Annotated in this window: 27 protein-coding genes and 1 pseudogene; 18 read left to right on the top strand and 10 right to left on the bottom strand. The window is 65.0% G+C overall.

Annotation, left to right across the window (positions count from 1 at the left end):
* Window positions 1-58: 58 nt before the first annotated feature.
* From AC5P66_RS09080 to AC5P66_RS09065, 4 genes are all read left to right on the top strand, one after another.
* Entirely contained in the window at window positions 59-1,222 is a 1,164-nt protein-coding gene (locus AC5P66_RS09080) for a zinc-dependent alcohol dehydrogenase (RefSeq protein ID WP_049435273.1), read from the top strand.
* 10 nt (window positions 1,223-1,232) lie between these two features.
* Window positions 1,233-1,730 carry a hypothetical protein gene (locus tag AC5P66_RS09075; RefSeq protein WP_495216237.1) on the top strand — a complete coding sequence of 166 codons (498 nt, stop codon included), beginning with the start codon at window positions 1,233-1,235 and terminating at the stop codon, window positions 1,728-1,730.
* A gap of 276 nt (window positions 1,731-2,006) precedes the next feature.
* Window positions 2,007-2,435: a BLUF domain-containing protein gene (locus AC5P66_RS09070; protein WP_049441009.1), complete on the top strand. Its 429-nt coding sequence runs from the start codon at window positions 2,007-2,009 to the stop codon at window positions 2,433-2,435.
* Window positions 2,436-2,573: 138 nt separating this feature from the next.
* Window positions 2,574-2,972, top strand: a complete 399-nt coding sequence (locus AC5P66_RS09065; RefSeq protein WP_495216235.1) for a BLUF domain-containing protein — start codon at window positions 2,574-2,576, stop codon at window positions 2,970-2,972.
* A 15-nt stretch (window positions 2,973-2,987) separates the two neighbouring features.
* Here AC5P66_RS09065 and AC5P66_RS09060 read toward each other — a convergent pair whose 3' ends face one another.
* Window positions 2,988-3,380 carry a response regulator gene (locus AC5P66_RS09060; RefSeq protein WP_111097390.1) on the bottom strand — a complete coding sequence of 131 codons (393 nt, stop codon included), beginning with the start codon at window positions 3,378-3,380 and terminating at the stop codon, window positions 2,988-2,990.
* 259 nt (window positions 3,381-3,639) lie between these two features.
* On the opposite strand from AC5P66_RS09060, the gene AC5P66_RS09055 reads away from it, so the two are divergent.
* The 3 genes from AC5P66_RS09055 to AC5P66_RS09045 all read left to right on the top strand — a co-directional run bounded on the left by AC5P66_RS09055 (window position 3,640) and on the right by AC5P66_RS09045 (window position 5,555).
* On the top strand, window positions 3,640-3,927 hold the full coding sequence (locus tag AC5P66_RS09055; protein ID WP_240458991.1) for a hypothetical protein: 288 nt from the start codon (window positions 3,640-3,642) through the stop codon (window positions 3,925-3,927).
* Between the two features lie 158 nt (window positions 3,928-4,085).
* On the top strand, window positions 4,086-4,607 hold the full coding sequence (locus AC5P66_RS09050) for a ferritin-like domain-containing protein (RefSeq protein WP_049416479.1): 522 nt from the start codon (window positions 4,086-4,088) through the stop codon (window positions 4,605-4,607).
* 39 nt (window positions 4,608-4,646) lie between these two features.
* Window positions 4,647-5,555, top strand: a complete 909-nt coding sequence (locus AC5P66_RS09045) for a manganese catalase family protein (protein ID WP_049416476.1) — start codon at window positions 4,647-4,649, stop codon at window positions 5,553-5,555.
* 121 nt (window positions 5,556-5,676) lie between these two features.
* Here the strand turns inward: AC5P66_RS09045 and AC5P66_RS09040 are convergent, their stop codons facing one another.
* Complete coding sequence (locus AC5P66_RS09040) at window positions 5,677-5,997, bottom strand: KGG domain-containing protein (RefSeq protein WP_049416473.1); 321 nt, start codon at window positions 5,995-5,997, stop codon at window positions 5,677-5,679.
* Between the two features lie 303 nt (window positions 5,998-6,300).
* Here AC5P66_RS09040 and AC5P66_RS09035 point away from each other — a divergent pair, with 303 nt between their 5' ends.
* From AC5P66_RS09035 to AC5P66_RS09025, 3 genes and pseudogenes are all read left to right on the top strand, one after another.
* Window positions 6,301-6,768 (top strand): BLUF domain-containing protein, encoded by a 468-nt coding sequence (locus AC5P66_RS09035; protein WP_049416469.1) that lies wholly within the window; start codon window positions 6,301-6,303, stop codon window positions 6,766-6,768.
* Window positions 6,765-7,532, top strand: coding sequence for a DUF72 domain-containing protein (locus AC5P66_RS09030; protein WP_099542685.1), 768 nt, complete (start codon window positions 6,765-6,767; stop codon window positions 7,530-7,532). Before AC5P66_RS09035 ends, AC5P66_RS09030 begins: the two co-directional genes overlap by 4 nt.
* Window positions 7,525-8,258, top strand: a pseudogene (locus tag AC5P66_RS09025) (DNA-formamidopyrimidine glycosylase family protein). The gene AC5P66_RS09030 and the pseudogene AC5P66_RS09025 overlap by 8 nt, the downstream one beginning before the upstream one ends.
* A 39-nt stretch (window positions 8,259-8,297) precedes the next feature.
* Here AC5P66_RS09025 and AC5P66_RS09020 read toward each other — a convergent pair.
* Window positions 8,298-8,795 carry a YciE/YciF ferroxidase family protein gene (locus AC5P66_RS09020; protein WP_049441022.1) on the bottom strand — a complete coding sequence of 166 codons (498 nt, stop codon included), beginning with the start codon at window positions 8,793-8,795 and terminating at the stop codon, window positions 8,298-8,300.
* 248 nt (window positions 8,796-9,043) lie between these two features.
* On the opposite strand from AC5P66_RS09020, the gene AC5P66_RS09015 reads away from it, so the two are divergent.
* The 3 genes from AC5P66_RS09015 to AC5P66_RS09005 all read left to right on the top strand — a co-directional run bounded on the left by AC5P66_RS09015 (window position 9,044) and on the right by AC5P66_RS09005 (window position 12,371).
* Window positions 9,044-9,220 (top strand): DUF3606 domain-containing protein, encoded by a 177-nt coding sequence (locus AC5P66_RS09015; RefSeq protein WP_065426543.1) that lies wholly within the window; start codon window positions 9,044-9,046, stop codon window positions 9,218-9,220.
* Window positions 9,221-9,233: 13 nt separating this feature from the next.
* A complete protein-coding gene (gene ligD, locus AC5P66_RS09010; RefSeq protein WP_262223264.1) occupies window positions 9,234-11,783 on the top strand; it encodes a DNA ligase D in 2,550 nt (849 codons plus the stop codon).
* A gap of 138 nt (window positions 11,784-11,921) precedes the next feature.
* Entirely contained in the window at window positions 11,922-12,371 is a 450-nt protein-coding gene (locus AC5P66_RS09005; RefSeq protein ID WP_049416458.1) for a BLUF domain-containing protein, read from the top strand.
* Window positions 12,372-12,380: 9 nt separating this feature from the next.
* Here AC5P66_RS09005 and AC5P66_RS09000 read toward each other — a convergent pair whose 3' ends face one another.
* Window positions 12,381-12,611: a hypothetical protein gene (locus AC5P66_RS09000; protein ID WP_049441027.1), complete on the bottom strand. Its 231-nt coding sequence runs from the start codon at window positions 12,609-12,611 to the stop codon at window positions 12,381-12,383.
* Window positions 12,612-12,833: 222 nt separating this feature from the next.
* Here AC5P66_RS09000 and AC5P66_RS08995 point away from each other — a divergent pair, with 222 nt between their 5' ends.
* The gene (locus tag AC5P66_RS08995; protein ID WP_049416451.1) at window positions 12,834-14,327 is read left to right on the top strand and encodes an FAD-dependent oxidoreductase; all 1,494 of its coding nucleotides are present in this window, start codon (window positions 12,834-12,836) and stop codon (window positions 14,325-14,327) included.
* Between the two features lie 27 nt (window positions 14,328-14,354).
* Here the strand turns inward: AC5P66_RS08995 and AC5P66_RS08990 are convergent, their stop codons facing one another.
* From AC5P66_RS08990 to AC5P66_RS08980, 3 genes are all read right to left on the bottom strand, one after another.
* Window positions 14,355-14,777 carry a low affinity iron permease family protein gene (locus tag AC5P66_RS08990; RefSeq protein ID WP_049416449.1) on the bottom strand — a complete coding sequence of 141 codons (423 nt, stop codon included), beginning with the start codon at window positions 14,775-14,777 and terminating at the stop codon, window positions 14,355-14,357.
* Window positions 14,774-15,028, bottom strand: a complete 255-nt coding sequence (locus AC5P66_RS08985; RefSeq protein WP_049416445.1) for a hypothetical protein — start codon at window positions 15,026-15,028, stop codon at window positions 14,774-14,776. Before AC5P66_RS08985 ends, AC5P66_RS08990 begins: the two co-directional genes overlap by 4 nt.
* A 123-nt stretch (window positions 15,029-15,151) precedes the next feature.
* A complete protein-coding gene (locus AC5P66_RS08980) occupies window positions 15,152-15,430 on the bottom strand; it encodes a hypothetical protein (RefSeq protein WP_049416443.1) in 279 nt (92 codons plus the stop codon).
* 177 nt (window positions 15,431-15,607) lie between these two features.
* Between AC5P66_RS08980 and AC5P66_RS08975 the strand changes: the two genes are divergently transcribed.
* A complete protein-coding gene (locus AC5P66_RS08975) occupies window positions 15,608-18,256 on the top strand; it encodes an excinuclease ABC subunit UvrA (protein WP_262223265.1) in 2,649 nt (882 codons plus the stop codon).
* Window positions 18,257-18,363: 107 nt separating this feature from the next.
* On the opposite strand, the gene AC5P66_RS08970 is transcribed toward AC5P66_RS08975, so the two are convergent.
* Window positions 18,364-19,317 carry an alpha/beta fold hydrolase gene (locus tag AC5P66_RS08970; protein WP_262223266.1) on the bottom strand — a complete coding sequence of 318 codons (954 nt, stop codon included), beginning with the start codon at window positions 19,315-19,317 and terminating at the stop codon, window positions 18,364-18,366.
* Between the two features lie 168 nt (window positions 19,318-19,485).
* On the opposite strand from AC5P66_RS08970, the gene AC5P66_RS08965 reads away from it, so the two are divergent.
* The 3 genes from AC5P66_RS08965 to AC5P66_RS08955 all read left to right on the top strand — a co-directional run bounded on the left by AC5P66_RS08965 (window position 19,486) and on the right by AC5P66_RS08955 (window position 21,405).
* On the top strand, window positions 19,486-20,055 hold the full coding sequence (locus AC5P66_RS08965; protein ID WP_495216233.1) for a TetR/AcrR family transcriptional regulator: 570 nt from the start codon (window positions 19,486-19,488) through the stop codon (window positions 20,053-20,055).
* A gap of 62 nt (window positions 20,056-20,117) precedes the next feature.
* Window positions 20,118-20,594, top strand: coding sequence for a nuclear transport factor 2 family protein (locus AC5P66_RS08960; RefSeq protein WP_021202431.1), 477 nt, complete (start codon window positions 20,118-20,120; stop codon window positions 20,592-20,594).
* Window positions 20,595-20,673: 79 nt separating this feature from the next.
* Window positions 20,674-21,405, top strand: a complete 732-nt coding sequence (locus AC5P66_RS08955) for a hypothetical protein (protein WP_180878914.1) — start codon at window positions 20,674-20,676, stop codon at window positions 21,403-21,405.
* Between the two features lie 17 nt (window positions 21,406-21,422).
* Here AC5P66_RS08955 and AC5P66_RS08950 read toward each other — a convergent pair whose 3' ends face one another.
* Window positions 21,423-21,746, bottom strand: a complete 324-nt coding sequence (locus tag AC5P66_RS08950) for a hypothetical protein (protein WP_495216232.1) — start codon at window positions 21,744-21,746, stop codon at window positions 21,423-21,425.
* A gap of 431 nt (window positions 21,747-22,177) precedes the next feature.
* Window positions 22,178-23,071 (bottom strand): LysR family transcriptional regulator, encoded by an 894-nt coding sequence (locus AC5P66_RS08945; RefSeq protein WP_180878912.1) that lies wholly within the window; start codon window positions 23,069-23,071, stop codon window positions 22,178-22,180.
* Window positions 23,072-23,099: the final 28 nt, after the last annotated feature.

The raw sequence follows: 23,099 nt of genomic DNA, 5'->3' as shown, positions 1-23,099 counted from the left end.
CACCGAAGCAGGAGGGAGGCCCTGCGATGCTGGCGTTCCGATCTTCTGGAGAAGCACGATGCAGGCATTGACCTATCACGGCCGCAAGGATGTGCGCGTCGAGACCGTGCCGGACCCGGTGCTGGCAGCTGAGGACGACCTGATCCTGAGGGTGACCGCCACCGCCATCTGTGGGTCGGACCTGCACCTGTACAGGGGCAAGATTCCCGATCTGCACGACGGCGATGTGCTGGGCCACGAATTCATGGGCGTGGTGGAAGAGGTCGGCAGCGGCGTAACCCAGGTGAGGCCGGGCGATCGCGTGGTGATTCCTTTCGTGATCGCTTGTGGCGAGTGCTTCCACTGCCGGCTGGCCGAGTATGCCGCCTGCGAGACCACCAACCCGGGCAAGGGCGCTGCGCTGAACCAGAAGGGCCTTCTGCCTCCGGCGGCGTTGTTCGGATACAGCCATCTGTATGGCGGCGTGGCAGGCGGACAGGCCGAATTCGTGCGCGTGCCCAAGGCGAATGTGGGGCCGCTGCGCATCCCGGAAGGCGTGGCTGACGAACAGGTTCTGTTCCTGTCGGACATCCTGCCCACCGGCTATCAGGCCGCGCTGAACGCAGGGGTCAAGCCGGGCTCGACAGTGGCGATCTTCGGTGCCGGCCCGGTTGGGCTGATGAGCGCGGCCTGCTGCCGGCTGCTGGGAGCGGAGACCATCTTCATGGTCGACCATCTTCGCTACCGCCTGGACTACGCGCGTCGTGCCTACGGTGTGACAACGATCGACTTCAAGGAGATCGAAGACCCGGCCGACTACATCCTGACCCAGACCAGTGGGCGCGGCGTGGATGCCTGCATCGAGGCCGTCGGTTTCGAGGCCGAGGGCAGTGCGCTGGAGTCAGCGCTGACCGCCGTGAAACTGGAAGGCAGCAGCGGCGTGGCCATCCGTCAGTGCATCGCAGCGGCCCGCCGCGGCGGCGTGGTCAGCATTCCCGGTGTCTATGCCGGTTTCATCCACGGGTTCCTGCTGGGCGATGCGTTCGACAAGGGCCTGACATTCAAGATGGGGCAGACCCACGTGCAGGGACTGATGCCGGAACTGCTCGACGCCATCATGGAAGGAAAGCTGGATCCTGGGGACATCATCTCGCACCGGATGCGCCTGGCCGACGCAGCGCAAGGTTATGCGATGTTCGATGCCAAGGACGACGACTGCCGCAAGATCGTATTGACGCCCTGAGCAGGCCGTCATGAGCGGGATTGTCATGGCCTGTGTCTACGCAGTCTGGCTGTCCGCCGGTGCGCTGGACTTCCACTTCCACCGGCGTACCGACCTGCCGCACACGTCCGCGATGCGCGAGAGCCTGCTGCATGGGCTGCAGCTGCTGCTCATCGGCAGCGGCGTGCTGGCATGGCTCTTGCTGGAAAGCACCTGGTCGCTCATCACGCTGCTGGCGGTCCTGGTCATCGCCCACGCAATCGCCGGCTGCTTCGACACCGTCAGCGCGGATGGGCGGCGACGCATCAGCCCGGCCGAGCAGCACGTGCACAGTGTGCTCGACGCCGCTCCTTGGGTCCTGCTGGGCTGGGTGGCGTGGCAGGCTGAACCTCGATGGGCAGTCAGTGTGGCCCCGGCAGCACCGGCGCTCTGGTGGTTCGTATTGCTGCCGGCGCTTGGCCTGGTGGTGTTGCCATGGCTGTGGGAGCTGCGCCAGTGCGTGCTTGCCAGGGAACATCGCCAGCGGTGACCCCGTGAGGAACACTGGGCCGGGTATTCATGTGGCCGCCACATCGCCAAGACAGTGATGTGACCGCAGGGCGCCTACGTCCATGACCCATCTTCATTGCAGGCCGGGCATTCCGTCGCGCCGCAGCAGGCGAGGGGGCGTCAGCACTCGCGGATCCAGCCCGAGCCCATGAAATCAAGGTTCATCGAGCACTGTGTGACCTGTTCACTGTGCGCGTTTACGGCGCGTGAACGCTGCCGACCTTAGATTCATCGGCTGGGAGAGTAGGAGCGGCCGATGCCGAACAGCGCGATTGTCTATGTCAGCCAGGCTGTCCCCGGGTTCACCCCGGAATGCCTGGCTGCGCTTATGGAAGATGCGGCCCGCTTCAACCGATCGGCGGGCGTGACCGGCGTCCTGTTGTTTGACGGACAGCGCTTCCTGCAATACATGGAAGGCCCCGCCGACGGGCTGGATGTTGCCTTCTCCCGCGTGAGCGGCGCCCGCAGCCACACCGAACTGACCGAGCTCGGGCGTGGCCGCGTCGGGCAGCGGCGATTGCCGTTCTGGCCGATGCGCTGCCTGTCGGTCAGCGTGGGCGAGCTGCAGAGGATCGCCCTTGCTGACTGGAGCCGTTTCATCCAGCGGGCGGTAACGAGCCAGAACGAAGCCGAAGCGATGGAGAAGCTGCTCGCAATCGTTGAGCCCTACGCGAACGCCGCTTGAAGTCCGGGACCGGTGTTAGCGCAGTGTGCAGCCGAGGGGGCGGGGCGGTGCCTCAGCGCCTGAAGGCCCTCATCCCCGCCTACAACGGGGCAGCGATCATTGCCGTGCAGGAAACCTCCTGCGCCAGAAGGAACGATTGTGCCCCTCCGCGCGATCGCCTACGCAAGTGAGGCGATACCGGGGCTTTCCATGGACCATGTGGACGACCTCGCCAGGGCCGCCACCCGCTTCAACTTCGAAGCCGGCGTGACGGGTGTACTTCTTTATGACGGGCTCCGCTTCCTCCAGTACATCGAGGGACCGGAAGACAGCATCAACGTGGTGTACAGCCGCATTCTCAGTGCCCGCAGCCATTGCGAGCTGATCGAACTGGGCCGCGGCAGGGTTTCCGGCCGGTTCTCTCCCTACTGGCCAATGCGGCTGCTGTGGGTACAGGGCTCTGATATCCGGGATGTGGCGCATGGCAACTGGGATGGGCTGTCCCGTGGTGGTGCGCTGCGCCAGCTGAGCCTGGTGGTGGCCCCGCACCTGGGTTGACCGCTGTGGCTGGGGTCAGTGTGCGGAAGAGGGTGCGCAGGCGTCGCCCACCACGCGCCGCACAGTGTCCTGCAACTGACCGACGTGGAATGGTTTGGCCACGAAGGCGGCGCGGCGGTGGCGCTGCGGCACCAGCTGGTCATAGACCGCGGAGACGAACAGGTAGGGGATGCCGAGTTCCGCCAGGCGATCCGCGACTGGGAACACCACGCCGTCGCGAAGCTCGACATCCAGCACGGCGCCGTCGAATCGCTGGGTGTCCAGCAGCCCCAGCGCGTCGAACACGCTGTACGCGTGCGTCACCTGGTCGCCGGCGTCCTCAAGTGCATGTTCCATCAGTGCTGCCAGGTCGAGCTGGTCTTCCACCAGCAGCAGGTTGCATCTGCGCTGGCTCATTCCGGATTGCATGTGTGCAGCCTGTATTGCTTCGGGAGCGCCAGTCTGTGCTGTGCAGCATCAATATGGTGCGTGCGGGTTGTCAGCCCGGCGCGAAGCCCGTGAAGCGCGCATCCAGCACCGTCGAGGCGGCGTGCAGGGCCGGATGGAGCTCGTTGACGGCGCCTTGGCACGTGCCATGGATACTGCCGCCGTCCCCCGCATCGGAGCTTCTCTCATGCCGCTATCCGGAACCGATTCTGCTTCTCCACGCGTCCTGCGTCTGGAGTGCATGCCGCTGGACTGCGGTGGCACTGCCATCGTAGTGGAACTGGACCGCATGCCTGAACGCACGTGGATGAAGTCGCTCAAGCGGGCGCTGCAGGCCGACGATCTCCTGGAGGGCGCGCACGCCAAATTCGATGGGCGCTTCGTGTATGTCGTGGGCGTGGAGGGCGGCGCTCATCGCATGCAACATCGTGTGGTACAGGCGCTGGTGGCAACGGACGCTCCGCGCGCGTCGGGTGGCAGCCTGCAAGGTCGAGCCGGCGGTGCGGCACTGTCCAGCCCGGTGCCCTGATCGCGTACCGGAGCCAGCCCGCGGTCCGTGCATGTTATCGCTGCATCAGGGCGGCGTGCAGCGGCCACCTCCAGCGGTTCACACTGCCCGACAAGGCGGTGATTGCCAGCGCTCCACCATGTTCTCCGGAGGCATGTCGCCCCAGACCGGAGATCGAGATGGCAGACCACAACGACACCCGACGCGAACGCCTGCTGAAATGGCTGCAGGATGCCTACGCCATGGAGCAGGAAGCGGAGACCATGATGAAGGCCATGGCTTCGCGGATCGAGAACTACCCCCAGCTTGCTGCCCGGATCGGCCAGCACGTCCAGGAGACACAGGGGCAGGCCGCTTCCCTGCGGCAATGCATCGAGGCGCTGGGAGGAAGTGTGCCCACCGCAAAGGGATTGTTCGCCAGCATGACCGCCGCCATCCACGCCGCTGGCAACACCCTGATGGAAGATGAGGTGGTCAAGAGCGTGGGCCTTTCGTTCGGCTTCGAGAACACCGAGATCGCCACGTACCGGGCGCTGGTGATCGCTGCCGAGCGCGCTGGCGCGCCCGACATTGCGGCGGTGTGTGGCCAGATCCTGCAGGAAGAGGTTGCCATGGCGCGCTGGCTGGAGGACCACCAGGACGGCCTGGTCGGCGCGTTCCTCAACCGTGACGAAACGCCTGGCGCCCAGGCCAAGCGTTGACCGCGAAGCCAGCCCACGCCAGCCACTGGAGAAATCCTCATGTTCTTTCATCACAAGAAACTCATGTACACCGTGCGTGTTCGCGAATCCAATCCGCAGCTCGCCAGCCTCATGCTTGAGCAGTTCGGCGGCCCGCAGGGCGAGTTGGCCGCTGCGATGCGCTACTTCACCCAGGGACTTGGCGAATGCGATCCCGGGCGCAAGGACCTGTTGATGGACATCGCCACCGAGGAGATCAGCCACCTGGAGATCATCGGCACCATCATCGCCATGCTCAACCGCGGGCCCAAGGCGATCCAGTCCGAAGGGCTTGCCGAGGCCGAGGACATGCGGCTGCTGGGCCAGAACAGCACCAGCCACACCGAACAGATCCTGTACGGCGGCGGCCCGGCGCTGGTCAATTCCAGCGGGGTGCCGTGGACAGCCGCCTACATCGACTCGATTGGTGACCCCAGCGCCGACCTGCGCTCGAACATTGCGGCCGAAGCGCGCGCCAAGCTGGTGTATGAGCGCCTGATCAACGTCACCGACGACCCGGGCATCAAGGATGCGCTGCGCTTCCTGATGACCCGCGAGATCGCGCACATGAAGTCGTTCGAGAAGGCGCTGCACAGCATCCAGCCCAACTTCCCACCGGGCAAGCTGCCGGGGGATCCCGCGTTCACCGATCTGTACATGGACATGTCGCAGGGCGACGGCGCCGACGACCTGCAGGGCAGCTGGAACAGCGGCGAGCTCTGGGAGCGGGTCAGCGACCGCGAGGCACAGGCTGCGGTGGACGGTGGCGACGGCAGCGGCACGGTGGACCTGGATCCACGCGAACAGGCCGCGGTGCAGGCCATGACCCTGCGCACGCTCTCCGACCCGGAAGCGCGGCCGACCACCGGGGCAGAGCTGGGGGCTGGCCCGGGTGCAGGCGCACTGGACCTGCCACCACGCGAGCCATGAAAAACCTGGGGCGCCCGCCTGCGGCACCCCAGTTGAAACGCCCGTGAGCAAACCCAGGGCGCAGGAAAGTGGGCGGAGATCACGTCCGCCCACGAAGGGGTACATCGGGTTTCAACGCCGATCAGCGCTGCTGGCCACCGCGGTTGTTGCCACCGCGCTGCTGCTGTTGCTGCCCGCCTCCCTGGTTGCCGCCCTGGTTGCCACCACCGCGGCTGTTCTGGCCGCCTTCGCGGCCGATGTCGGCCATGTGCTGGCGGTCCTGGCTCACTGCTTCGCCGCCCTTGCGGCCGGCTTCGCGTGCTTCTTCCGAGCTGAATTCATGGGCGTTGCCTGACTCGTGCGCGGCACGTCCACCCTTGGCGGCGATCTCGCGCTGCTTGTCCTCGTCCATCGAAGCGAAACCGCGGTTGCTGTTGCCCTGGTTCTGGTTCTGGTTGGCCATGGAAAGTCTCCTTGGGTTCAGCCGCCCGATTGGCGGCAGCGACCATCTTCCAGATCCGACGCTAGACGGCGGTGGCATGCCTGCCAACGTGGCGTCATCCGGAAGCCCGCGATTCCTCATCCTGCCTCTACGAACCATCGTGAACGCGTGTGCGCATCGGCAGGCACGTCTTCCACAACCCAACCGCGCGTCAACGCGATGCGGAAGGGCTACGCCACAGTTCGACGCAGCCTCCACACCGATCTCACCGCGCGTACGATCCGTGTGGCTAAGGTAGAGCGGTCTGCAACAACCGGTGGTGCCATGCCTTTTCGAGCAATTGCCTACGTAAGTGAAGCCTCCCGCAACCTGACGGAACAACGGCTGCAGCAGCTTGTGGCGGAGGCGGTGCAGTTCAACGAATCCGTCGATGTCACCGGCACACTGCTGTTCGATGGCTCGCGCTTCCTGCAGTACCTGGAAGGCCCGGAGGCAGGAATCAAGGCCGCTTACACGCGCGTTCTGGCCGCCAGCAGCCACAGTGGAATCGTCGAGCTGAACCGGGGCAGGGTGGGGCGTCGACAGTTTCCGCACTGGCGGATGCGCAGCGTGCGGGTGGACGAGCTGGCGCTCGGAAAGATCGCCATCTCCGACTGGACCGGCTTCGTGCGCAGCGCGTCGGCGCTGCAGTCGGGCACCAGTGCCCTGGATCGACTGCTATCGGTCTCGCAGTCGCACACGGAGGCAGCTGCGGCCAGCATCACGGAACTGGACGGGCAGCTGGCACGATGAAGGACACAGCCGCCCCGGTTGCGCCCGTCCCACCACGCGTCGGTTGTGCGGGATGGTCGCTGCCGCGGGCGGATCAGGAAGCGTTCGGCGCGGGCGAAAGCCTGCTGCAGCGCTATGCCACACGCCTGTCGATGGTGGAGATCAACTCGTCCTTCTATCGACCGCACCAGCCCAGGACTTACGCGCGATGGGCCGCGAGCGTTCCGGAGGGCTTCCGGTTCGCGGTGAAACTCCCGCGCGAGATCAGCCATGAGCGTCGGCTGCGCGATGCAATGCAACCGCTCGAACAGTTCCTTGAAGGCGTGCTGGCGCTGGGCGGAAAGCTCGGTCCGTTGCTGCTGCAGTTGCCGCCCAGCCTGGTGTACGACACGATCACGACCGAAACCTTCCTGCGGGGCCTGCGCGCACGCACGCGAGCCGACCTAGCGTGCGAGCCGCGCAACCCGAGTTGGTTCACGCCGGAGGTCGATGCGCTGTTGAGCGCGCATGGCGTTGCACGGGTCGCCGCGGATCCGGCACGTGTGCCGGCGGCAGCGATCCCCGGCGGTGACCGCACGTGGAGCTACTGGCGCTGGCACGGCCAACCGCAGATCTATCGCAGTGCGTACAGTGAACAGGCCCTGGCCGGGCTCGCGGAACGGCTGCGGCGCGAATCCGACGCGCAACGACCCGCCTGGTTCGTACTGGACAATACCGCACTGGGCCATGCCACCCGCAACGCCCTGCGCCTGCAGGCGCTGCTGTCGGAGAACGCACATGCCTGAAGGCCCTTCCATCGTGCTGTTGCGCGAAGCCGCAAGCCATTTCAAGGGGCACGTGGTCCGCACCGTGTCCGGTAACAGCCGCATCGACCTGTCACCGCTGCAGGGCCGCAGGGTCAAGGCGGTCCGCAGTTGGGCAAGCACTTCCTGCTGGAGTTCAGCCGCCACACGCTGCGCATCCATCTGATGATGTTCGGCAGCTGGCGCATCGATGAAAGGAAGCCAGCCCCGCCGCGTGTATCCCTGATGTTCGACAATGGCGAGCTGAACTTCTATGCGTGCTCCGTGCGGCTGATCGATGAGCCGTTGGACGATGTCTACGATTGGCGCGCGGACGTGATGAACGATGCCTGGGATCCGAAGCTGGCCCGGCGCAAGCTGAAGGCCCTGCCGGACGTCATGGTCTGTGATGCGCTCCTGGACCAGACCGTCTTCGCCGGCGTGGGCAACATCATCAAGAACGAGGTGCTGTTCCGGATAGGCGTGCATCCCGCCTCCCGGCTTGGCGACCTGCCGCCACGCAGGCTTACCGCCTTGATCGAGCAGGCTCGCGCCTACAGCTTCGATTTCCTGGAGTGGAAGCGCCGCTTCGAGCTGAAGAAGCATTGGCAGGTGCACACGAAAAAGGTCTGTCCCCTGTGTGGTGGCCCGATCAGCAAGCTCTATCTGGGGACGACGCGGCGACGCACGTTCTTCTGTCCCAATGATCAGGTACTGTACGGGACCTGAGGCTGCCGTCCGTGGCAGCCGTATTCCGCGGCGCGCCGATCACGCGGCCTGTGCAGCCTTGGCGTTGCCGCCGCCCTTGGCCAGCAGGGTCAGCTTCTCGTCGGTGGCCTTCTCTTCCTCCAGCGTCTCCAGCAGCAGCGGCAGGGCGTCCTTGTAGCCCAGCTGCTTGGCCAGCGCGGCGATGGTGCCGTAGGACGCAATCTCGTAGTGCTCGACCTTCTGCGCGCCGCCGATCAGGGCCGCATCGCGCACCGGCCCCTTGTCGATGCTGTCGATCACTTCCTTGCCTTCTTCCACCAGGCCCTCCATCGCCGCACATTTGATGCGCTTCAGGCGAATGCCCAGGATCTCCACCACCTGGTCGATGCGCTCGATCTGGCCCTGGGTTTCTTCCAGGTGCGTCTCAAAGGCCATGGCCAGGTCCGGGTTCTCGGCCGCACGGGCCAGGCGTGGGAGGGCCTTGGTCAGCTGCTTCTCGGCGCTGTAGATGTCCGAGAGTTCGTGGATGAACAGGTCTTCCGCCGTCTTGATAGCCATACTGGGCTCCGCAGTGAGTGGAGTGCGCAGCGTAGGTCCTGCCCGGTTGCGATCGGGCAGGGGCCAGGTGAAGGCGGCATGGGAACGTCCACCCGAACTCTGCGCGCTGTCTTCACGATGCGGAATCTGTCGGCATCTGTTGCCGCCGATGCATCCAGGTCTTCGCCATGGCTTCACAATGGCATCGCTTCGTACCCATGCACCGGCCGGTACGGTCACTTCACGCCCGATCACCCGTGGAGACTCCCATGAGCGATGACAAGAAGAACACCGGCAGCCCGGACCGGGATCGTATCAACGTCAACGAAGATTACGAGTTGCAGTACTGGACCGCGACGCTGGGCGTGTCCGCCGCAGAACTTCGTGCCGCTGTCGCGGCGGTCGGCCCCACCGCCGTTGCGGTCCGCAAGCATCTGGGAAAGTAGCGCGGAGTTGCCCATGTCCCTGGTCGAGTACCGCCGCAAGCGTCGTTTTGACCAGACCCAGGAGCCCGAGCCGGGCAAGGCGCTACCAAAAGGCCAACGCGCCATCTTCGTGGTGCAGTTGCACCATGCCAGCCGCAGGCACTACGACTTCCGCCTGCAGGTCGGGGACGCGCTGAAGAGCTGGGCCGTGCCCAAAGGGCCCAGTTACGACCCGAAGGTCAAGCGCATGGCGGTGGAGGTGGAGGATCATCCTGTCGACTACGCGACCTTCGAAGGCGAGATCCCCAAGGGCCAGTACGGCGGTGGCCATGTTGCCCAGTTCGACCACGGTGTATGGGCCACGCAGGGCGACCCGGAAGCACAGCTTGCCAAGGGTCATCTGCGCTTCGAGCTGTTCGGCGCCAAACTGAAGGGCGGATGGCATCTGGTCCGCTCCGGGAAGCCGGCGCGCCAGCCGCAGTGGCTGCTGTTCAAGGACGACGACGAATTTGCCGGCGATATCGAGGCGGACGATCTGCTGGCGGATGTCGCTGAACCCCCTCCGGAGGATCTGAAGCGGTCGGGTGCCGGCAAGACTGCAAAGAAGAGGCTCGCCACAGTACCTGCCAGGCGCACCCGGCCAAAGAACTGGGCGAAGAAGGCCCTGGCGCTCAGCAGGGCAAGAAAGGGCGCAGCGCCGTCCGGTCCATTCGAACCGCAGTTGGCCAAGCTGGGAGACGCGCCGCCCCAGGGCGAGCAGTGGGTCCATGAGATCAAATGGGACGGGTACCGCATCCTTGCCACGGTCGCCGAGGGCAATGTGCAGCTCTGGTCCAGGAATGCACTGGAGTGGACCGGCAAGATCCCCGAGATACGTGACGCGGTGGCGGCGCTGGGCCTCACTTCAGCCGCACTGGACGGCGAGCTCATCGCCGGCGCCGGCACCAAGGAGGACTTCAACCTGCTGCAGGCCACGCTCTCCGGCGAGCGCCAAGGCGTGCTGACGTATGCACTGTTCGATCTGCTGCATCTTGATGGTGTGGATGTCGCTGATGCGCCCCTGCTGGAGCGCAAGGCCCTGTTGCAGTCCGTGCTGGAAGGGCAGGGCAGCCCATTGGCGTTCAGTTCGCATGTGCAAGGTGATGGCGATGAAGCCTATCGCGTGGCCGGCGAGCAGCATTTCGAGGGCATCATCTCCAAGCGCGCCGACCGCAGCTACCACAGCGGCCGCAGCGAGGATTGGCGCAAGACCAAGCAACTGGCCAGCGACGAGTTCGCGGTGGTCGGATATACCGCACCCAAGGGCAGCCGCACCGGCTTCGGCTCGCTGCTGCTGGCCCGGCCGGATGCGAAGCATGGCTGGCTCTACGCCGGCCGCGTCGGCTCTGGGTTCTCGGACGAACTGATCGGCGACATCAGCAAGCGCATCAAGGGCGGTGGCGGCCGCAAGCCGACCGCCTACGTGCCCACACAGGACACCGACCTGCGTGCTGCGACCTGGTTCGAACCGCGTTTCGTGGTCGAGGTCTTCTATCGCGGGATCGGCGGGCAGAAGCTGTTGCGCCAGGCGTCGCTGAAAGCGGTGCGGGCCGACAAGGATATCGCCGACCTTGCCGATTCCGATCGCGCTGGAACGTCCCCGGCGGCGGCGCGCGCACCGGCACCCTCGCGACCTGCGCGCAGGACCAGGAAGGCACCGGCGGCGGATCGCGTGCCGCCGTCGCTGTCGTCTCCGGGCAAGATCCTGTTTCCCGGCGACGGTTACACCAAGCAGGACGTGTGGGATTACTACACGGCAGTGATGGATCATCTCCTGCCCGAGGTGATTGATCGCCCGCTGTCGATCATCCGATGCCCCAGTGGCACCGCAAAACCCTGCTTCTTCCAGAAACACCATACGGCCGGACTGGAACTGGTCGACGCGGCAAGGCTGAAGGAAGAAAGCGGCATCAATGCCCATTACCTGGTCGTGCGCGACCCGGCCAGCCTGCTCGAACTGGTGCAGTTCAACGCATTGGAATTCCATCCGTGGGGCAGCCACGCCGAAGCGCCCGAGCAGGCCGACCGGGTGGTGTTCGATCTGGATCCAGGACCGGACGTGCCCTTTGCCGAGGTCAAGAAAGCGGCCACCGACATCCGCAAACTGCTGGCGCAGCTGGAGCTGGAGTCATTCCTGCGTGTATCCGGCGGCAAGGGCCTGCACGCGGTCGTGCCGCTCAATCCGGGATGTGATTGGGATCTGACCAAGCGCTTTGCGAAGGGTTTCGCCGAAGCCCTGGCGCAATCCGAGCCGCAGCGGTTCCTGGCAACAGCCACCAAAAGCCTGCGCAACAAGCGGATCTTCGTTGACTATCTGCGAAACGGGCGCGGAGCAACGGCGGTCGCATCCTACTCGTTGCGGGCCAGGCCGGGGGCACCGGTGGCGCTGCCGATTGCATGGGGGGATCTGTCCAAACTCAAGCGCGCCGACGCGTTCACGATCAGGGATGTGCCAGCAAAGCTCAAACGGCGCCGCAGGGACCCGTGGGCCGGCATCGACAAAGTGAAACAGAATCTTGCGCGATGGGCGCAGGCAGACGGGTAGCCCGGGCGCGCTCTGCGTACCGTCTGTCTGTCCGAACCCAACTGATCCACAAAATACACAGCGTCGGAACATACCGGCGGCGCGGTTGGCCTATGCTCTCGACACGGGATCTGGGGGGATTCGCTACAGGAGCAGCCAATGCCGATCAGGGCAGTCGCATACGTGAGTGAAGCGGCCCCAGCCGTTGCGGGCGACCCGCTGGGTCTGGGCAGCGTGAAGCTGGACGAACTGGTGGACGACGCCGCCCGCTTCAACCGGAATGCCGGCGTCACCGGTGTCCTACTGTTCGACGGCGCCCGCTTCCTGCAGTACCTGGAGGGGCCCGAGGACGGCTTGAGCGTGGCGTACTCACGGGTGCTCGGTGCTACCAGCCACACGGGACTGATCGAGTTGCAGCGCGGCAGGGTAGGCAACCGGCGTCTCCCGTTCTGGCCGATGCGCTGGCTCCCGACGCAGCCGGCGGCGTTGAGACGCCTGGCCTGCGCAGACTGGCTGGGGTTTGTGCAGCACAGCGACGGCCAGGCCGACGCTGAGACGGCGATGGATATCCTGGCCAGGCTGGTCGAACCCTATGCCATCGCGGCCTGACGTACTGGCTTAACCACCTCCATGGCGCGCCGCCCACGGGATCTCTCCGCTGCACACGTTGAGGTGCCCGGTGCGCATCACGCAATACATCCGGGCATCGGAGTCGGCACTGGCAGCAATGAAGTCCAGCGCCTCGGCGAGCATTTGGATGAACTGCGGCTCGGGGTAGAACGCCGCCCATTCCGGCAGCATTTCCTCCAGCTGCGCGATCATCAGGTCGATCTCCAGGGGCGTGCTCACAGCGGGTTCCTCCTTCCAGGCACGCTAGCGACCGCACTGCAAGGGAGGCGTCGTCGCCCGCACAGCGGGCGCAGGCGTATCGCCCACGCGATGTTCACCCGCCCTTGATCGGCATCGCTGCTGCTACGCGTGTGAGCATTTTCTGCACGGACGCACCACTGCTGTTTCACCCCCAACGGCGTATCAGGGAAGGCTTCCAGCTGACTCTGCAAGGGTGTATTCATGGCCGACCCGTTACCGCGCGCCAGCCTCTGGTCCCGTGATGCCGAATCGAACAGCTTCCGCCCACTTGCCGGAACCACGCAGGCGGACGTGCTGGTAGTTGGTGCTGGCATGACCGGCCTGCTGACAGCGGCCCGCCTGGCCGATAGCGGCCTGGATGTGCTGGTGGTCGATGCGGGGCCCATCGGCGGGCGCAATACGGTGATGTCCACGGGCAATCTTTACGCGCCGGTTTCCCGGCTGGCAGACCTGATCGCGCGTTGGGGCGGTGACACGGCCCGTCGCATCGTGCAGTGGCGGCAGCAGGCGCTGCGGTCCATCGAAACACTGGTTCATCGCTACGATCTGCGCTGTGGCTTCGAACGCGTGGCGATGCAGTACGGCATGCAGGAGCGCACCCGTGAGGTCACTGCGCGATTCGAGCGTGAGCTGCAGGCCTATCAGCGCGTCGGCCTGCAATGCGAACACCACCAGTCCGGGCTGCCGTTCGCATTGGGCCACGCCTTCCGCGTTGCCGATCAGGCGCAATTGGATCCGGCGGCGTTCTGCATTGAGCTGGCGCGACATCTGGCGGGCCGGGTGCGCATCCACGACTGGACCCGGATCAACAGCATCGAGGCATCCGCCGGGGTTGCGACGGCCGACGGAGCCCGCATCCACGCCAGGCACTTCGTGCTGGCCACCCATTCGCCAGCCGGTTTCAACCTGGTGCAGGCCGAGATGGAGGTCTACCGCGAATACGGCGTGGCGGTACCGGTTGCCACGCCGCCCGCGGCAGGCATTCATTGGATCGCCGATCGGCACCGCTCGCTGCGCGGGGTGCGCGGCACTGACGGCCGTGACTGGCTGGTGCTGGTCGGCGAGACCCACCGCACCGGCGAAACGCCGCCCATGGATCCAGCCCAGCATCTGGTCGCCGATGCGCATCGCAATTTCACCGTGCAGGGCGAGCCGCTGTGCTGGTCCGCGCAGCAGTTCCGTGCAGCCGACCAGCTGCCCTACATCGGCAGCAGCGCGCACGACAATGTGTGGCTGGCTACCGGCTATGGGCCGGACGGCTTGACCTGGGCGGGCGTGGCCGCGCGTGCGATCACCGAGGGAATCATCGGCACGACCAGCGAGATCGAGCAGCTGCTCAGCCCCATGCGCTTCACACCGGTGCGCTCGGCGGCCGGCTGGGCCCGTACCAATGGCACGGTTGCGCGGCACATGGTGGGAGATCGCCTTGCTGCTGCGCCGTCGCACTCACCCACCGAGCTGGCCCGTGGCTGCGGCGCATTGCTGGACGTCGATGGAAAGCGGACTGCGGTCTACCGCGACGAGGGAGGACGCCTGCACACGATGTCGGCGCTCTGCCCGCACCTGAAGTGCGTTGTTCAATGGAATGGCCATGAGCGCACATGGGATTGCCCTTGCCACGGCAGCCGCTTTTCCGCCACCGGAGCGCTGCTGGAAGGCCCTGCCAGGCAGGGCCTCAGCCCAGAACAGTTATAGGCGCAGGCAGCGGCCGGAACAGCGACCTCAGGCCTCGGCGGCCGCGTCCGCATCGCAGGGCATGCAGCGCTCCTTCTTGGACTTGATGTCTGCAGCGGTCTTCGCCAGTGCCTCGTAACGCTGGCGTATCTCTTCAAGGTGGGCCGGCTCCATCGACTCCAGGTTCAACAGCTCCTGGTTTGCGTCCTTGCTGACACGGATCAGTTCATCCAGTTTGATGTGCAGCGCTGCGGTATCGGCGTTCTGCGTATGCTGGATCAGGAACACCATCAGGAAGGTCACGATGGTCGTTCCCGTATTCACCACCAGCTGCCACGTGTCATTGAAGTGGAAAGCCGGCCCGCTGGCAGCCCAGGTGATGATCACCCCCAGCGCTGCGACGAATGCCCCCAGGCTGCCGGACCATCGCGCCGTCGCGGCCGCGACACGGGCGAAACCGCGCCGGATCACTGGTCACCTCCGCCGGCCTCCTCATCCGTTCGGCGGTCTGGCAGCCTGACCCGCTCCCCAAGGCGCTTGGCCTGCTCGTCCGGCGTGGGTGCAGCGACGAAGGGAGAGATCGGGTCGCTGGCGGGGAAGGTTTCCTGCAGCGCTTCGTCATGATTGCGGTGGTTGTGCAGCTTTGCCTGCAGCGGACTGACAGGCTCGGGGCGCTGCGCCTCCGTGTCCGGATGGGGAAGGTCTTTCTGGTCGCGTTGCATGGTACATCTCCAGGTTGATCACCACCTCGCAGGTGGCGGGCCCAGCATAGGAATGCGCGGTGAGCGGCCCCATCAAGGGCGGGGCAACGTGGCGTCAATCCTTCAGGCAACGCGCGTTAACAATCAGCAGGGTGGGGGCCCCCGGGGGCGGCCACGGCGACGCCACGCCAGCACCTGGCCCACGACCGCCGTCAACAGCAGCATTGCATTGGTCACCACGAAGACCACGCTGCCGAGCATCGCGCTGTAGACCGTGAACAGCGCAGATGCAGTCATCTGGCCTGCGAACAGCCACCTGGACACGGCTTCCGGGTTGGACGACTGCCACTGCTTAACCATCTGCCGGATCAAGGTTGCCATCAGTACCGCCGTGGCGGCCCAGCCGAGTACGTCGGGGTGCATGGCAGCCTCCGGTGTGTGGGCTCTCCACGCTAGCGCGTGGCTGGGCAACGCCGTACGAAGGGGAGGTGAAGACAGCATCCCGCCTCCGGCGCCCTCGCGCCATTCACTCCGCACCGGCGACAATGGCCGCTCGGGCGCACCATGCGCGATCCGCCCACCGAATGCAGGAATGCTGAGATGTCCAACACCCCCTTTGGCGAGTCGTCATGTGCTGCCGCAGCCAGCGGCTGCATCGAGGTCCGCGGTGCGCGCGAGCACAACCTGAAGAATGTCGATGTCTCCATTCCACGCAATGCGCTGGTGGTGTTCTCCGGCGTATCGGGGTCCGGCAAGTCCTCGTTGGCCTTCGGCACGGTCTTCGCCGAGGCGCAGCGGCGCTACTTCGAATCCGTCGCACCGTATGCGCGCCGCCTGATCGACCAGGCGGGCGTGCCGGACGTGGACGCCATCGACGGCCTGCCGCCGGCGGTCGCCCTGCAGCAGCAGCGCGGTGCCAGCAATGCACGTTCATCGGTGGGCAGCGTGACCACGCTGTCCAGCCTGGTGCGCATGATGTATTCGCGTGCAGGCGCGTACCCGGCCCACCAGCCCATGCTGTACGCCGAAGACTTCTCGCCCAACACTCCGCAGGGTGCCTGCAGCACCTGCCACGGTCTGGGGCACGTCTATGAAGTGACCGAAGCGCTGATGGTGCCGGACCCATCGCTGAGCATCCGCGAGCGCGCCATCGCCTCCTGGCCACCGGCCTGGCATGGCCAGAACCTGCGCGACATCCTGGTCACGCTGGGCTATGACATCGATGTGCCGTGGAAGAAGCTGCCGAAGAAGGACCGGGACTGGATCCTGTTCACCGAGGAAACCCCGACCGTGCCGGTCTATGCCGGCTTCACGCCCGCCGAGACCCGCGCCGCGCTCAAGCGCAAGCTGGAGCCCAGCTACATGGGCACGTACACCGGGGCACGCCGCTACGTGCTGCACACCTTTGCCAACACCCAGAGCGCGCTGATGCGCAAGCGTGTTTCCCGCTACATGGAGGGCCGGCTGTGCCCCGCCTGCCACGGAAAGCGCCTGAAGCCGGAAGCGCTTTCGGTCACCTTCGCCGGCGTGGACATCGGCGAGTTCATGCGGCTGCCGCTGGATCAGCTGGCAGCGTTGCTCGAGCCCATCGCGCAGGGCGACTTCAGTGCACACAGCCACGGCGCGCGTACCAGCAGGCGTGCAACGCGCGGCGATCGCGCCAAGCGGGCAGCAAGTGGCCGCGCGACCCACGAGGGCGCCCCCGACGTACGCCTGACTTCGGCCCTGTCAGAGGAAAAGCGCCTGGCGGCACAACGGCTGGCGGCCGGGGTCATGGCGCGGGTACGACAACTTCGCGGGCTCGGCCTGGGCTATCTCTCGCTGGATCGCGCCACGCCCACGCTGTCGGCCGGCGAGCTGCAGCGCCTGCGCCTGGCCACGCAGCTCAGCGCGTTGCTGTTCGGCGTGCTGTACGTGCTCGACGAACCCTCGGCAGGCCTGCATCCGGCCGACAGCCAGGCGCTGTACGACGCACTGGAACGGCTGCGCGACGGCGGCAACTCGGTGTTCGTTGTTGAACATGATCTGGAGCTGATGCGCCGCGCGCAGTGGCTGGTGGATGTGGGCCCGCAGGCAGGGGAACATGGCGGGCGCGTTCTCTACAGTGGCGAGCCTGACGGCCTGCGCGACGTTCAGCATTCGCGCACGGCGCAGTACCTGTTCGACCGGGTGCCTGCGCCGGCCAGCCGGCAGCGCAGTGCCAACAGCTGGCTGGAGCTGAAAGGCATCTACCGCCACAACCTGCACGGCGTGGATGCGCAGGTGCCGTTGGGGTTGCTGACCGCAGTGACCGGCATTTCCGGATCGGGCAAATCCAGCCTGATGGCGCAGGCGCTGCCCGAGCTGATGCTGCTCCACCTGGGGCACGAGACGGTAGATGACAGCGCCGACAGCGCGCCCATGGATGGACCCACCGTGATCGAAGCCACGCGCGGCCAGCTGGCCGGCGACGTGGACGCCATCCAGCGCGTGGTACAGGTAGACCAGAGGCCCATCGGCCGCACGCCACGCTCCAACCTGGCTACCTACACGGGCCTGTTCGACCATGTGCGCAAGCTGTTTGCCGCGACACCCGACGCGCGCCGCCGCCGTTTCGACGCGGGCCGCTTTTCATTCAACGTGGCCAAGGGGCGATGCGAGACCTGCGAAGGCGAGGGCTTCGTCAGCGTCGAACTGCTGTTCATGCCCAGCGTCTATGCGCCATGCCCGACCTGCCATGGCGCCCGCTACAACCAAGCCACGCTGAAGGTGCTGTGGAACGGCCGCAACATCGCCGAGGTCCTGCAGATGACGGTGGACCAGGCCCATGCGTTCTTCGCCGAAGAAGCGGCCATCGCCCGCCCGCTGCAGCTGCTGCAGGAGATCGGCCTGGGCTACCTGCGGCTGGGCCAGCCAGCCACGGAACTTTCAGGTGGCGAGGCGCAACGCATCAAACTGGCCACAGAGCTGCAGCGCAGCCAGCGCGGGCGCTCGCTGTACGTGCTGGATGAACCCACCACCGGCCTGCATGCAGCAGACGCGGACAGGTTGCTGGTGCAGCTTCAGCGGCTGGTGGACGCAGGCAACACGGTGGTAATGATCGAGCACGACATGCGGTCTGTCGCACAGGCGGACTGGGTGATTGATGTAGGGCCTGGCGCAGGCAGCGCGGGCGGCACCATCGTGGCGTCCGGGGCGCCGCATCAGGTGGCCCGCGCCAAGAGCAGCAGGACGGCACCGTTCCTGGCCAGGGAGTTGGCGCTTGTGTAGAGCCGAGTCATGCTCGGCTATCGATTTCCTGCGCTCGACTTGCAGTGTCCAGGCCGCGCCTTTCAACAGAAAGCGGGCTCCGGCGCATTGCCGGAGCCCCCGGCGGCTCACTTATCCTGCAGGAACGCCAGCAGATCCTGGTTGACCTTGTCCTTGTGGGTGTCGGTCAGGCCGTGCGGCGCACCCGGGTAGACAATCAGCTTTGCGCCCTTGATCAGCTTTGCCGACTGGCGGCCCGAGATATCGATCGGCACGATCTGATCGTCGTCACCGTGGATCACCAGGGTAGGAACATCGAACTTCTTCAGGTCGGCGCGGAAATCGGTGGCCGAGAACGCGCCGATCGAATCGTAGGTGTTCTTGTGGCCGCCCTGCATGCCCTGCGCCCACCACGCATCGATCAGCCCCTGCGACACCTTCGCGCCCGGGCGGTTGAAGCCATAGAACGGGCCCGACGGAATGTCCTTGTACAGCTGTGCGCGGTTCTCCATCTGTGCCTTGCGGATGCCATCGAACACTTCGATCTGCAGGCCGTTCGGGTTGTCGGCGGTCTTCAGCATGAACGGCGGCACCGAGCTGATCAGCACGGCCTTCTTCACCCGCCCGGTGCCATGCCGGCCGATGTAGCGCGCCACTTCGCCGCCACCGGTGGAGAAGCCCACCAAGGTCACATCGTGCAGGTCCAGCGTATTGATCACCGTGGCCAGGTCATCGGCGTAGTGATCCATGTCGTTGCCGTCCCACGGCTGGCTGGAACGGCCGTGGCCGCGACGGTCATGCGCGATGACGCGGTAGCCGTGGTTGGCCAGGAAGATCATCTGCGACTCCCAGCTGTCCGAGTTCAACGGCCAGCCGTGACTGAAGGTCACCACCGGGCCGTCTTTCGGGCCCCAGTCCTTGTAGTACAGCTGCACGCCATCGGCGGTGGTGATGTAGCTGGCGGTGCGCGCGATGGCGGTGACCGGAGCCGGCTTGGCCGGTTCGGCGGCCTGCGCGGACAGGCCGGCCTGGACCGAGAGGGCGAGGGTGGCAATAGCCAGGGAGCGGGCGAAGGTGTTCATGCGGGAACTCTCATGGGTGGGTGGTGAGACGTACTTTGCGCCTGTGATCAGGCATCCGGGTGATGAACTGTCCGGATTTCTTGATAGATCGTCTTGCACGGATGTGCGCGTACGAATCGCTGGCGATCGCCTGTTGACAAGGTAGAACGTCCGTTCTACCTTGCAGCCATGAGCAAGGTCACCACCGATACCCATCAGAAGATCCTGGCCACGGCCGAGGCGCTGATCTACCAGAACGGGATCCACGCCACGGGCATGGACCTGCTGGTGAAGACCTCGGGCGTGGCGCGGAAGAGCATTTACCGCCACTTCGAGAACAAGGACGACGTGGCCGCTGCTGCGCTGAGGGCGCGCGATGTGCGCTGGCTGGCCTGGTTCCGGCAGGAGTGCGACAAGGCCGACACCCCGGAAGCACGCATCCTCGGCATGTTCACCGTGCTCAATAACTGGTTCCAGTCCGAGGGCTATCGCGGGTGTGCGTTCATCAACACCGCAGGCGAGGTCGGCGACCCGGCCGATCCGATCCGGCAGGTCGCGCGTGATCACAAGCAGAAGCTGCTCGATTACACATTGGAACTTACCGGACAACTGGATGTGGAGCAGCCGGCGGTACTGGCCCGTCAGCTGCTGGTCCTGATGGAAGGCGCCATTACCCTGTCGCGCGTGATGGGTGATTACGGCGCCGCAGACACCGCGAAGGATGTCGCGAAGCTGTTGTTGGAACAGGCCAAGCGTTAGCGCCTGGGTACGCCAGATCCTTTGAAGCAAACCGTCTGTCCATTTCGATTGGAGGTCTCCCCGTGTCCGCTGAACAACCCCGTCCGCCGCTTCCTCCGTTCACCCTCGAATCGGCCACGCAGAAGGTGCGCCTTGCCGAGGATGGCTGGAATTCCCGCGATGCCGACAAGGTGTCGCTTGCCTATTCGCTCGACACCCAGTGGCGTAACCGCGCCGAGTTCACCAACGGCCGGGAAGAGGCCCGGCAGTTCCTGGCACGCAAATGGAACAAGGAGCTCGAGTACCGCCTGATCAAGGAGCTCTGGGCCTTTACCGAAAACCGCATTGCGGTCCGCTACGCGTACGAATGGCACGACGACTCCGGCAACTGGTTCCGTTCCTATGGCAACGAAAACTGGGAATTCGGAGAGGATGGCCTGATGCAGCGCCGCTTCTCGTGTATCAACGACATGCCGATCAAGGAGAGCGACCGCAAGTTCCATTGGCCGCTGGGGCGTCGCCCGGACGATCATCCGGGGTTGTCGGAGCTGGGTATGTGATTCCCGCCGAGGCGCCTTCCGAAGCGCGCTCAGGTACGATGGGGCGGCCGGCATTTGCGCCGGCCGGGGCAGGGGTGCAATGGACATGCAGGCAGGGGGCGGAGTCGATCCGCCGGCAACGACCGATTCGCAGGAACTGACATTCCACTGGCTCTATCAGCGGGTGCAGGGACTGGTTGAGCACAGCATCTACCCGAAGGCGGGCAGGGTGGAGACGTGGGCGTTTCGGGTGGGCGCACTGGCGGCCGCCATCGGCATTCTTGGTAGCCAGCTGCCTGATCGATGGCTTCCGCTTGCCGCTGCACTGCTTTTGGTCAGGGTCTGCCTGGCGGTGGAGATCGGAGGTTTTGTCATCGGCGGGTTTCTCGCAGCCCGCCGCGGAATCTGGCAGTTCGTACAGCCACGGCTGTCGCACGCGCAGGAAATGGATGGCGAATTTACTCAGTGGCAAGCGGTGATCGCCGAGCTTCGGAAGTTTCCCAGGGTCGAGCGTGAGCGCCGCCTCAAGTATGTCAGTCACCTGCGATCCAGCATGATCGAGCGCATGGGATTAATGTACGGAGGGCTGCAGCGCCTTGGGCCATTCCCACTCTTGATTGCCCTCTATCTGCAGTTCCGCCAATGGAGATGGGGTGACTGGAGCAGCGCCTTTGATGTCGGCGCGCTGGGTGCATTCATCATCTACGCCCTGGTACTGCTATACCTCACAGGATGGCTATTGATCGGGCTGCGTTCGCGCCTGGATACCTACGTCGCCCTGCTTGAAGGCTCCATCCACGAACCCGAACCCTCGCAACCAACGTCCCTGTAGAGCCGAGCCACGTTCGGCTACTGCGGGCCACATCGCGCCCCATCAGGCACCTCAGCAGCAACAACCCGCAGCGCCCGCTCGATCAGAACAGGCTCAGGCACTCCGGCCAGCGCCTGCTGCAGAACGCCCAAAGGTTCCATCTGCCATTGAAGAAGCGCCCGCAACTGCACAACGGCCGGCGCCCGCTGCCGGGCATCCAGTGATACCCGCAACAGCAGATAATTCGGGTGCCTCTCCAGCCAAAGCACCGGAACGTCGCGGCAGTAGATATGCAAAGCGGCGCCCTCACGCTGATCGACGAACTGATATCCCTGTCGTGACCGAGCTTCCACGAACTGCATCGCTTGGCGGCGCAGTTGCAGGAAGCGATCGTCGGGGATGTTCTGGAACCCGAGCGGCTACAATTGAGCCTGGTGAACTATGGGCTTCGGTGGCCAAGGCAATGCTCCCGCGAACAACGAGACGGGAGGGTGCGTGCGTAACTTGATGAGGCGTCACACAAAGCTCTCCGGAGAGTGTTAGCTGAAAATTGGGTACACGGTGGCGTGGCCTGAAAATTCACTCAAGCGAGACCATTTTCGCTGGTCATGTTGATTCCAGAATTGAACGCCCGCGCTTGGTCGATAGCGTTCAATGGCTAGCAAATGGGGTAGGGAAGCTGCCGCCCGGCTGTGGGATTAGGAAGATCTATCGAGGGTTGGGCTGGTGTCCGTTTCCAGCCGATACAGGGCACAAAGGAGAATTAAGACCTCACCCGGCATCGGCATCCACATCACCTATCCAGCTTCCACCACGCAACCAGTGCCGCAAACGCGGGCGACGGCTGCCGACGGTTCGGGTAGTAAAGGTGATAGCCGGGGAAGGGGACGCACCACCTGTCCAGCACCGCCACCAACCTGCCTTGCGCGATGTGCTCGGCCACCAGCGGTTCCGGTGCATATGCCAAGCCCAAGCCATCCAGTGCGGCATTGATAACGTGGGTCATGCTGTTGAAGACCAACGGCCCGTCGCCGCGCACGGTGAATTCCTTGCCCTTCTCTTCGAACTCCCACGCATAGATGGCACCGTTTGGGCGATGTCGGATGTGGATGCAGCGGTGGTGCGTAATGTCGGCGGGCTTCTTCGGTTTCGGATACTTCTCGAAGTAGTCGGGTGAGCCCACCACGACCAGACGCCAATCGGGGCCAACCCTGACAGCAACCATGTCCTTGCTCAGTGCCTCTCCTAGCCGGATGCCCGCATCGAAGCGCTGCTCCACCACATTGGTAAAGCCGTAATCCACGTAGAACTCAAGCGTAATGTCCGGGTACTCGTCCAGGAATCCGGCAAGCCGCGGACGGATGATGGTCTCCATGGAATCATCCGTGCAGGAGATTCGTAGCGTTCCAGCTGGGCGGTCGCGCAGGTCACCCAGAGCCTCCACGCTGGCACCGATGGCCTCGAAGTGTGGTGCGATTGAGCGCATCAGGCGCTCGCCCGCTTCAGTGGGAGAGACATTGCGCGTGGTCCGCGCGAGCAGGCGAATTCCGAGGCGCTCTTCCAGCAGACGCATCGAATGGCTCAGCGCAGAGGGCGTTACCCCAAGACGAACGGCCGCCTTGGTGAAACTCTGCTCCTGCGCCACTATCAGGAACGCTTGCAGATCATGGGTCTTCACGGTGCTCATGGGTCAATTGTGAGCACAACTCAGTAAT

The sequence above is a fragment of the Stenotrophomonas sp. YJH_SMC_122 genome (assembly GCF_059369535.1).
Note: the sequence above shows the minus strand (reverse complement) of the source record. Positions and strands in the feature narration are given on the sequence as shown.

Coding starts and splice junctions, on each gene's coding strand:
- AC5P66_RS09080 (WP_049435273.1), top strand. CDS start 59: ATGCAGGCATTGACCTATCACGGCCGCAAGGATGTGCGCGTCGAGACC.
- AC5P66_RS09075 (WP_495216237.1), top strand. CDS start 1,233: ATGAGCGGGATTGTCATGGCCTGTGTCTACGCAGTCTGGCTGTCCGCC.
- AC5P66_RS09070 (WP_049441009.1), top strand. CDS start 2,007: ATGCCGAACAGCGCGATTGTCTATGTCAGCCAGGCTGTCCCCGGGTTC.
- AC5P66_RS09060 (WP_111097390.1), bottom strand. CDS start 3,380: ATGCAATCCGGAATGAGCCAGCGCAGATGCAACCTGCTGCTGGTGGAA.
- AC5P66_RS09055 (WP_240458991.1), top strand. CDS start 3,640: ATGCCGCTGGACTGCGGTGGCACTGCCATCGTAGTGGAACTGGACCGC.
- AC5P66_RS09050 (WP_049416479.1), top strand. CDS start 4,086: ATGGCAGACCACAACGACACCCGACGCGAACGCCTGCTGAAATGGCTG.
- AC5P66_RS09045 (WP_049416476.1), top strand. CDS start 4,647: ATGTTCTTTCATCACAAGAAACTCATGTACACCGTGCGTGTTCGCGAA.
- AC5P66_RS09040 (WP_049416473.1), bottom strand. CDS start 5,997: ATGGCCAACCAGAACCAGAACCAGGGCAACAGCAACCGCGGTTTCGCT.
- AC5P66_RS09035 (WP_049416469.1), top strand. CDS start 6,301: ATGCCTTTTCGAGCAATTGCCTACGTAAGTGAAGCCTCCCGCAACCTG.
- AC5P66_RS09030 (WP_099542685.1), top strand. CDS start 6,765: ATGAAGGACACAGCCGCCCCGGTTGCGCCCGTCCCACCACGCGTCGGT.
- AC5P66_RS09020 (WP_049441022.1), bottom strand. CDS start 8,795: ATGGCTATCAAGACGGCGGAAGACCTGTTCATCCACGAACTCTCGGAC.
- AC5P66_RS09015 (WP_065426543.1), top strand. CDS start 9,044: ATGAGCGATGACAAGAAGAACACCGGCAGCCCGGACCGGGATCGTATC.
- ligD (WP_262223264.1), top strand. CDS start 9,234: ATGTCCCTGGTCGAGTACCGCCGCAAGCGTCGTTTTGACCAGACCCAG.
- AC5P66_RS09005 (WP_049416458.1), top strand. CDS start 11,922: ATGCCGATCAGGGCAGTCGCATACGTGAGTGAAGCGGCCCCAGCCGTT.
- AC5P66_RS08995 (WP_049416451.1), top strand. CDS start 12,834: ATGGCCGACCCGTTACCGCGCGCCAGCCTCTGGTCCCGTGATGCCGAA.
- AC5P66_RS08985 (WP_049416445.1), bottom strand. CDS start 15,028: ATGCAACGCGACCAGAAAGACCTTCCCCATCCGGACACGGAGGCGCAG.
- AC5P66_RS08980 (WP_049416443.1), bottom strand. CDS start 15,430: ATGCACCCCGACGTACTCGGCTGGGCCGCCACGGCGGTACTGATGGCA.
- AC5P66_RS08975 (WP_262223265.1), top strand. CDS start 15,608: ATGTCCAACACCCCCTTTGGCGAGTCGTCATGTGCTGCCGCAGCCAGC.
- AC5P66_RS08970 (WP_262223266.1), bottom strand. CDS start 19,317: ATGAACACCTTCGCCCGCTCCCTGGCTATTGCCACCCTCGCCCTCTCG.
- AC5P66_RS08965 (WP_495216233.1), top strand. CDS start 19,486: ATGAGCAAGGTCACCACCGATACCCATCAGAAGATCCTGGCCACGGCC.
- AC5P66_RS08955 (WP_180878914.1), top strand. CDS start 20,674: ATGGACATGCAGGCAGGGGGCGGAGTCGATCCGCCGGCAACGACCGAT.
- AC5P66_RS08950 (WP_495216232.1), bottom strand. CDS start 21,746: ATGCAGTTCGTGGAAGCTCGGTCACGACAGGGATATCAGTTCGTCGAT.
- AC5P66_RS08945 (WP_180878912.1), bottom strand. CDS start 23,071: ATGAGCACCGTGAAGACCCATGATCTGCAAGCGTTCCTGATAGTGGCG.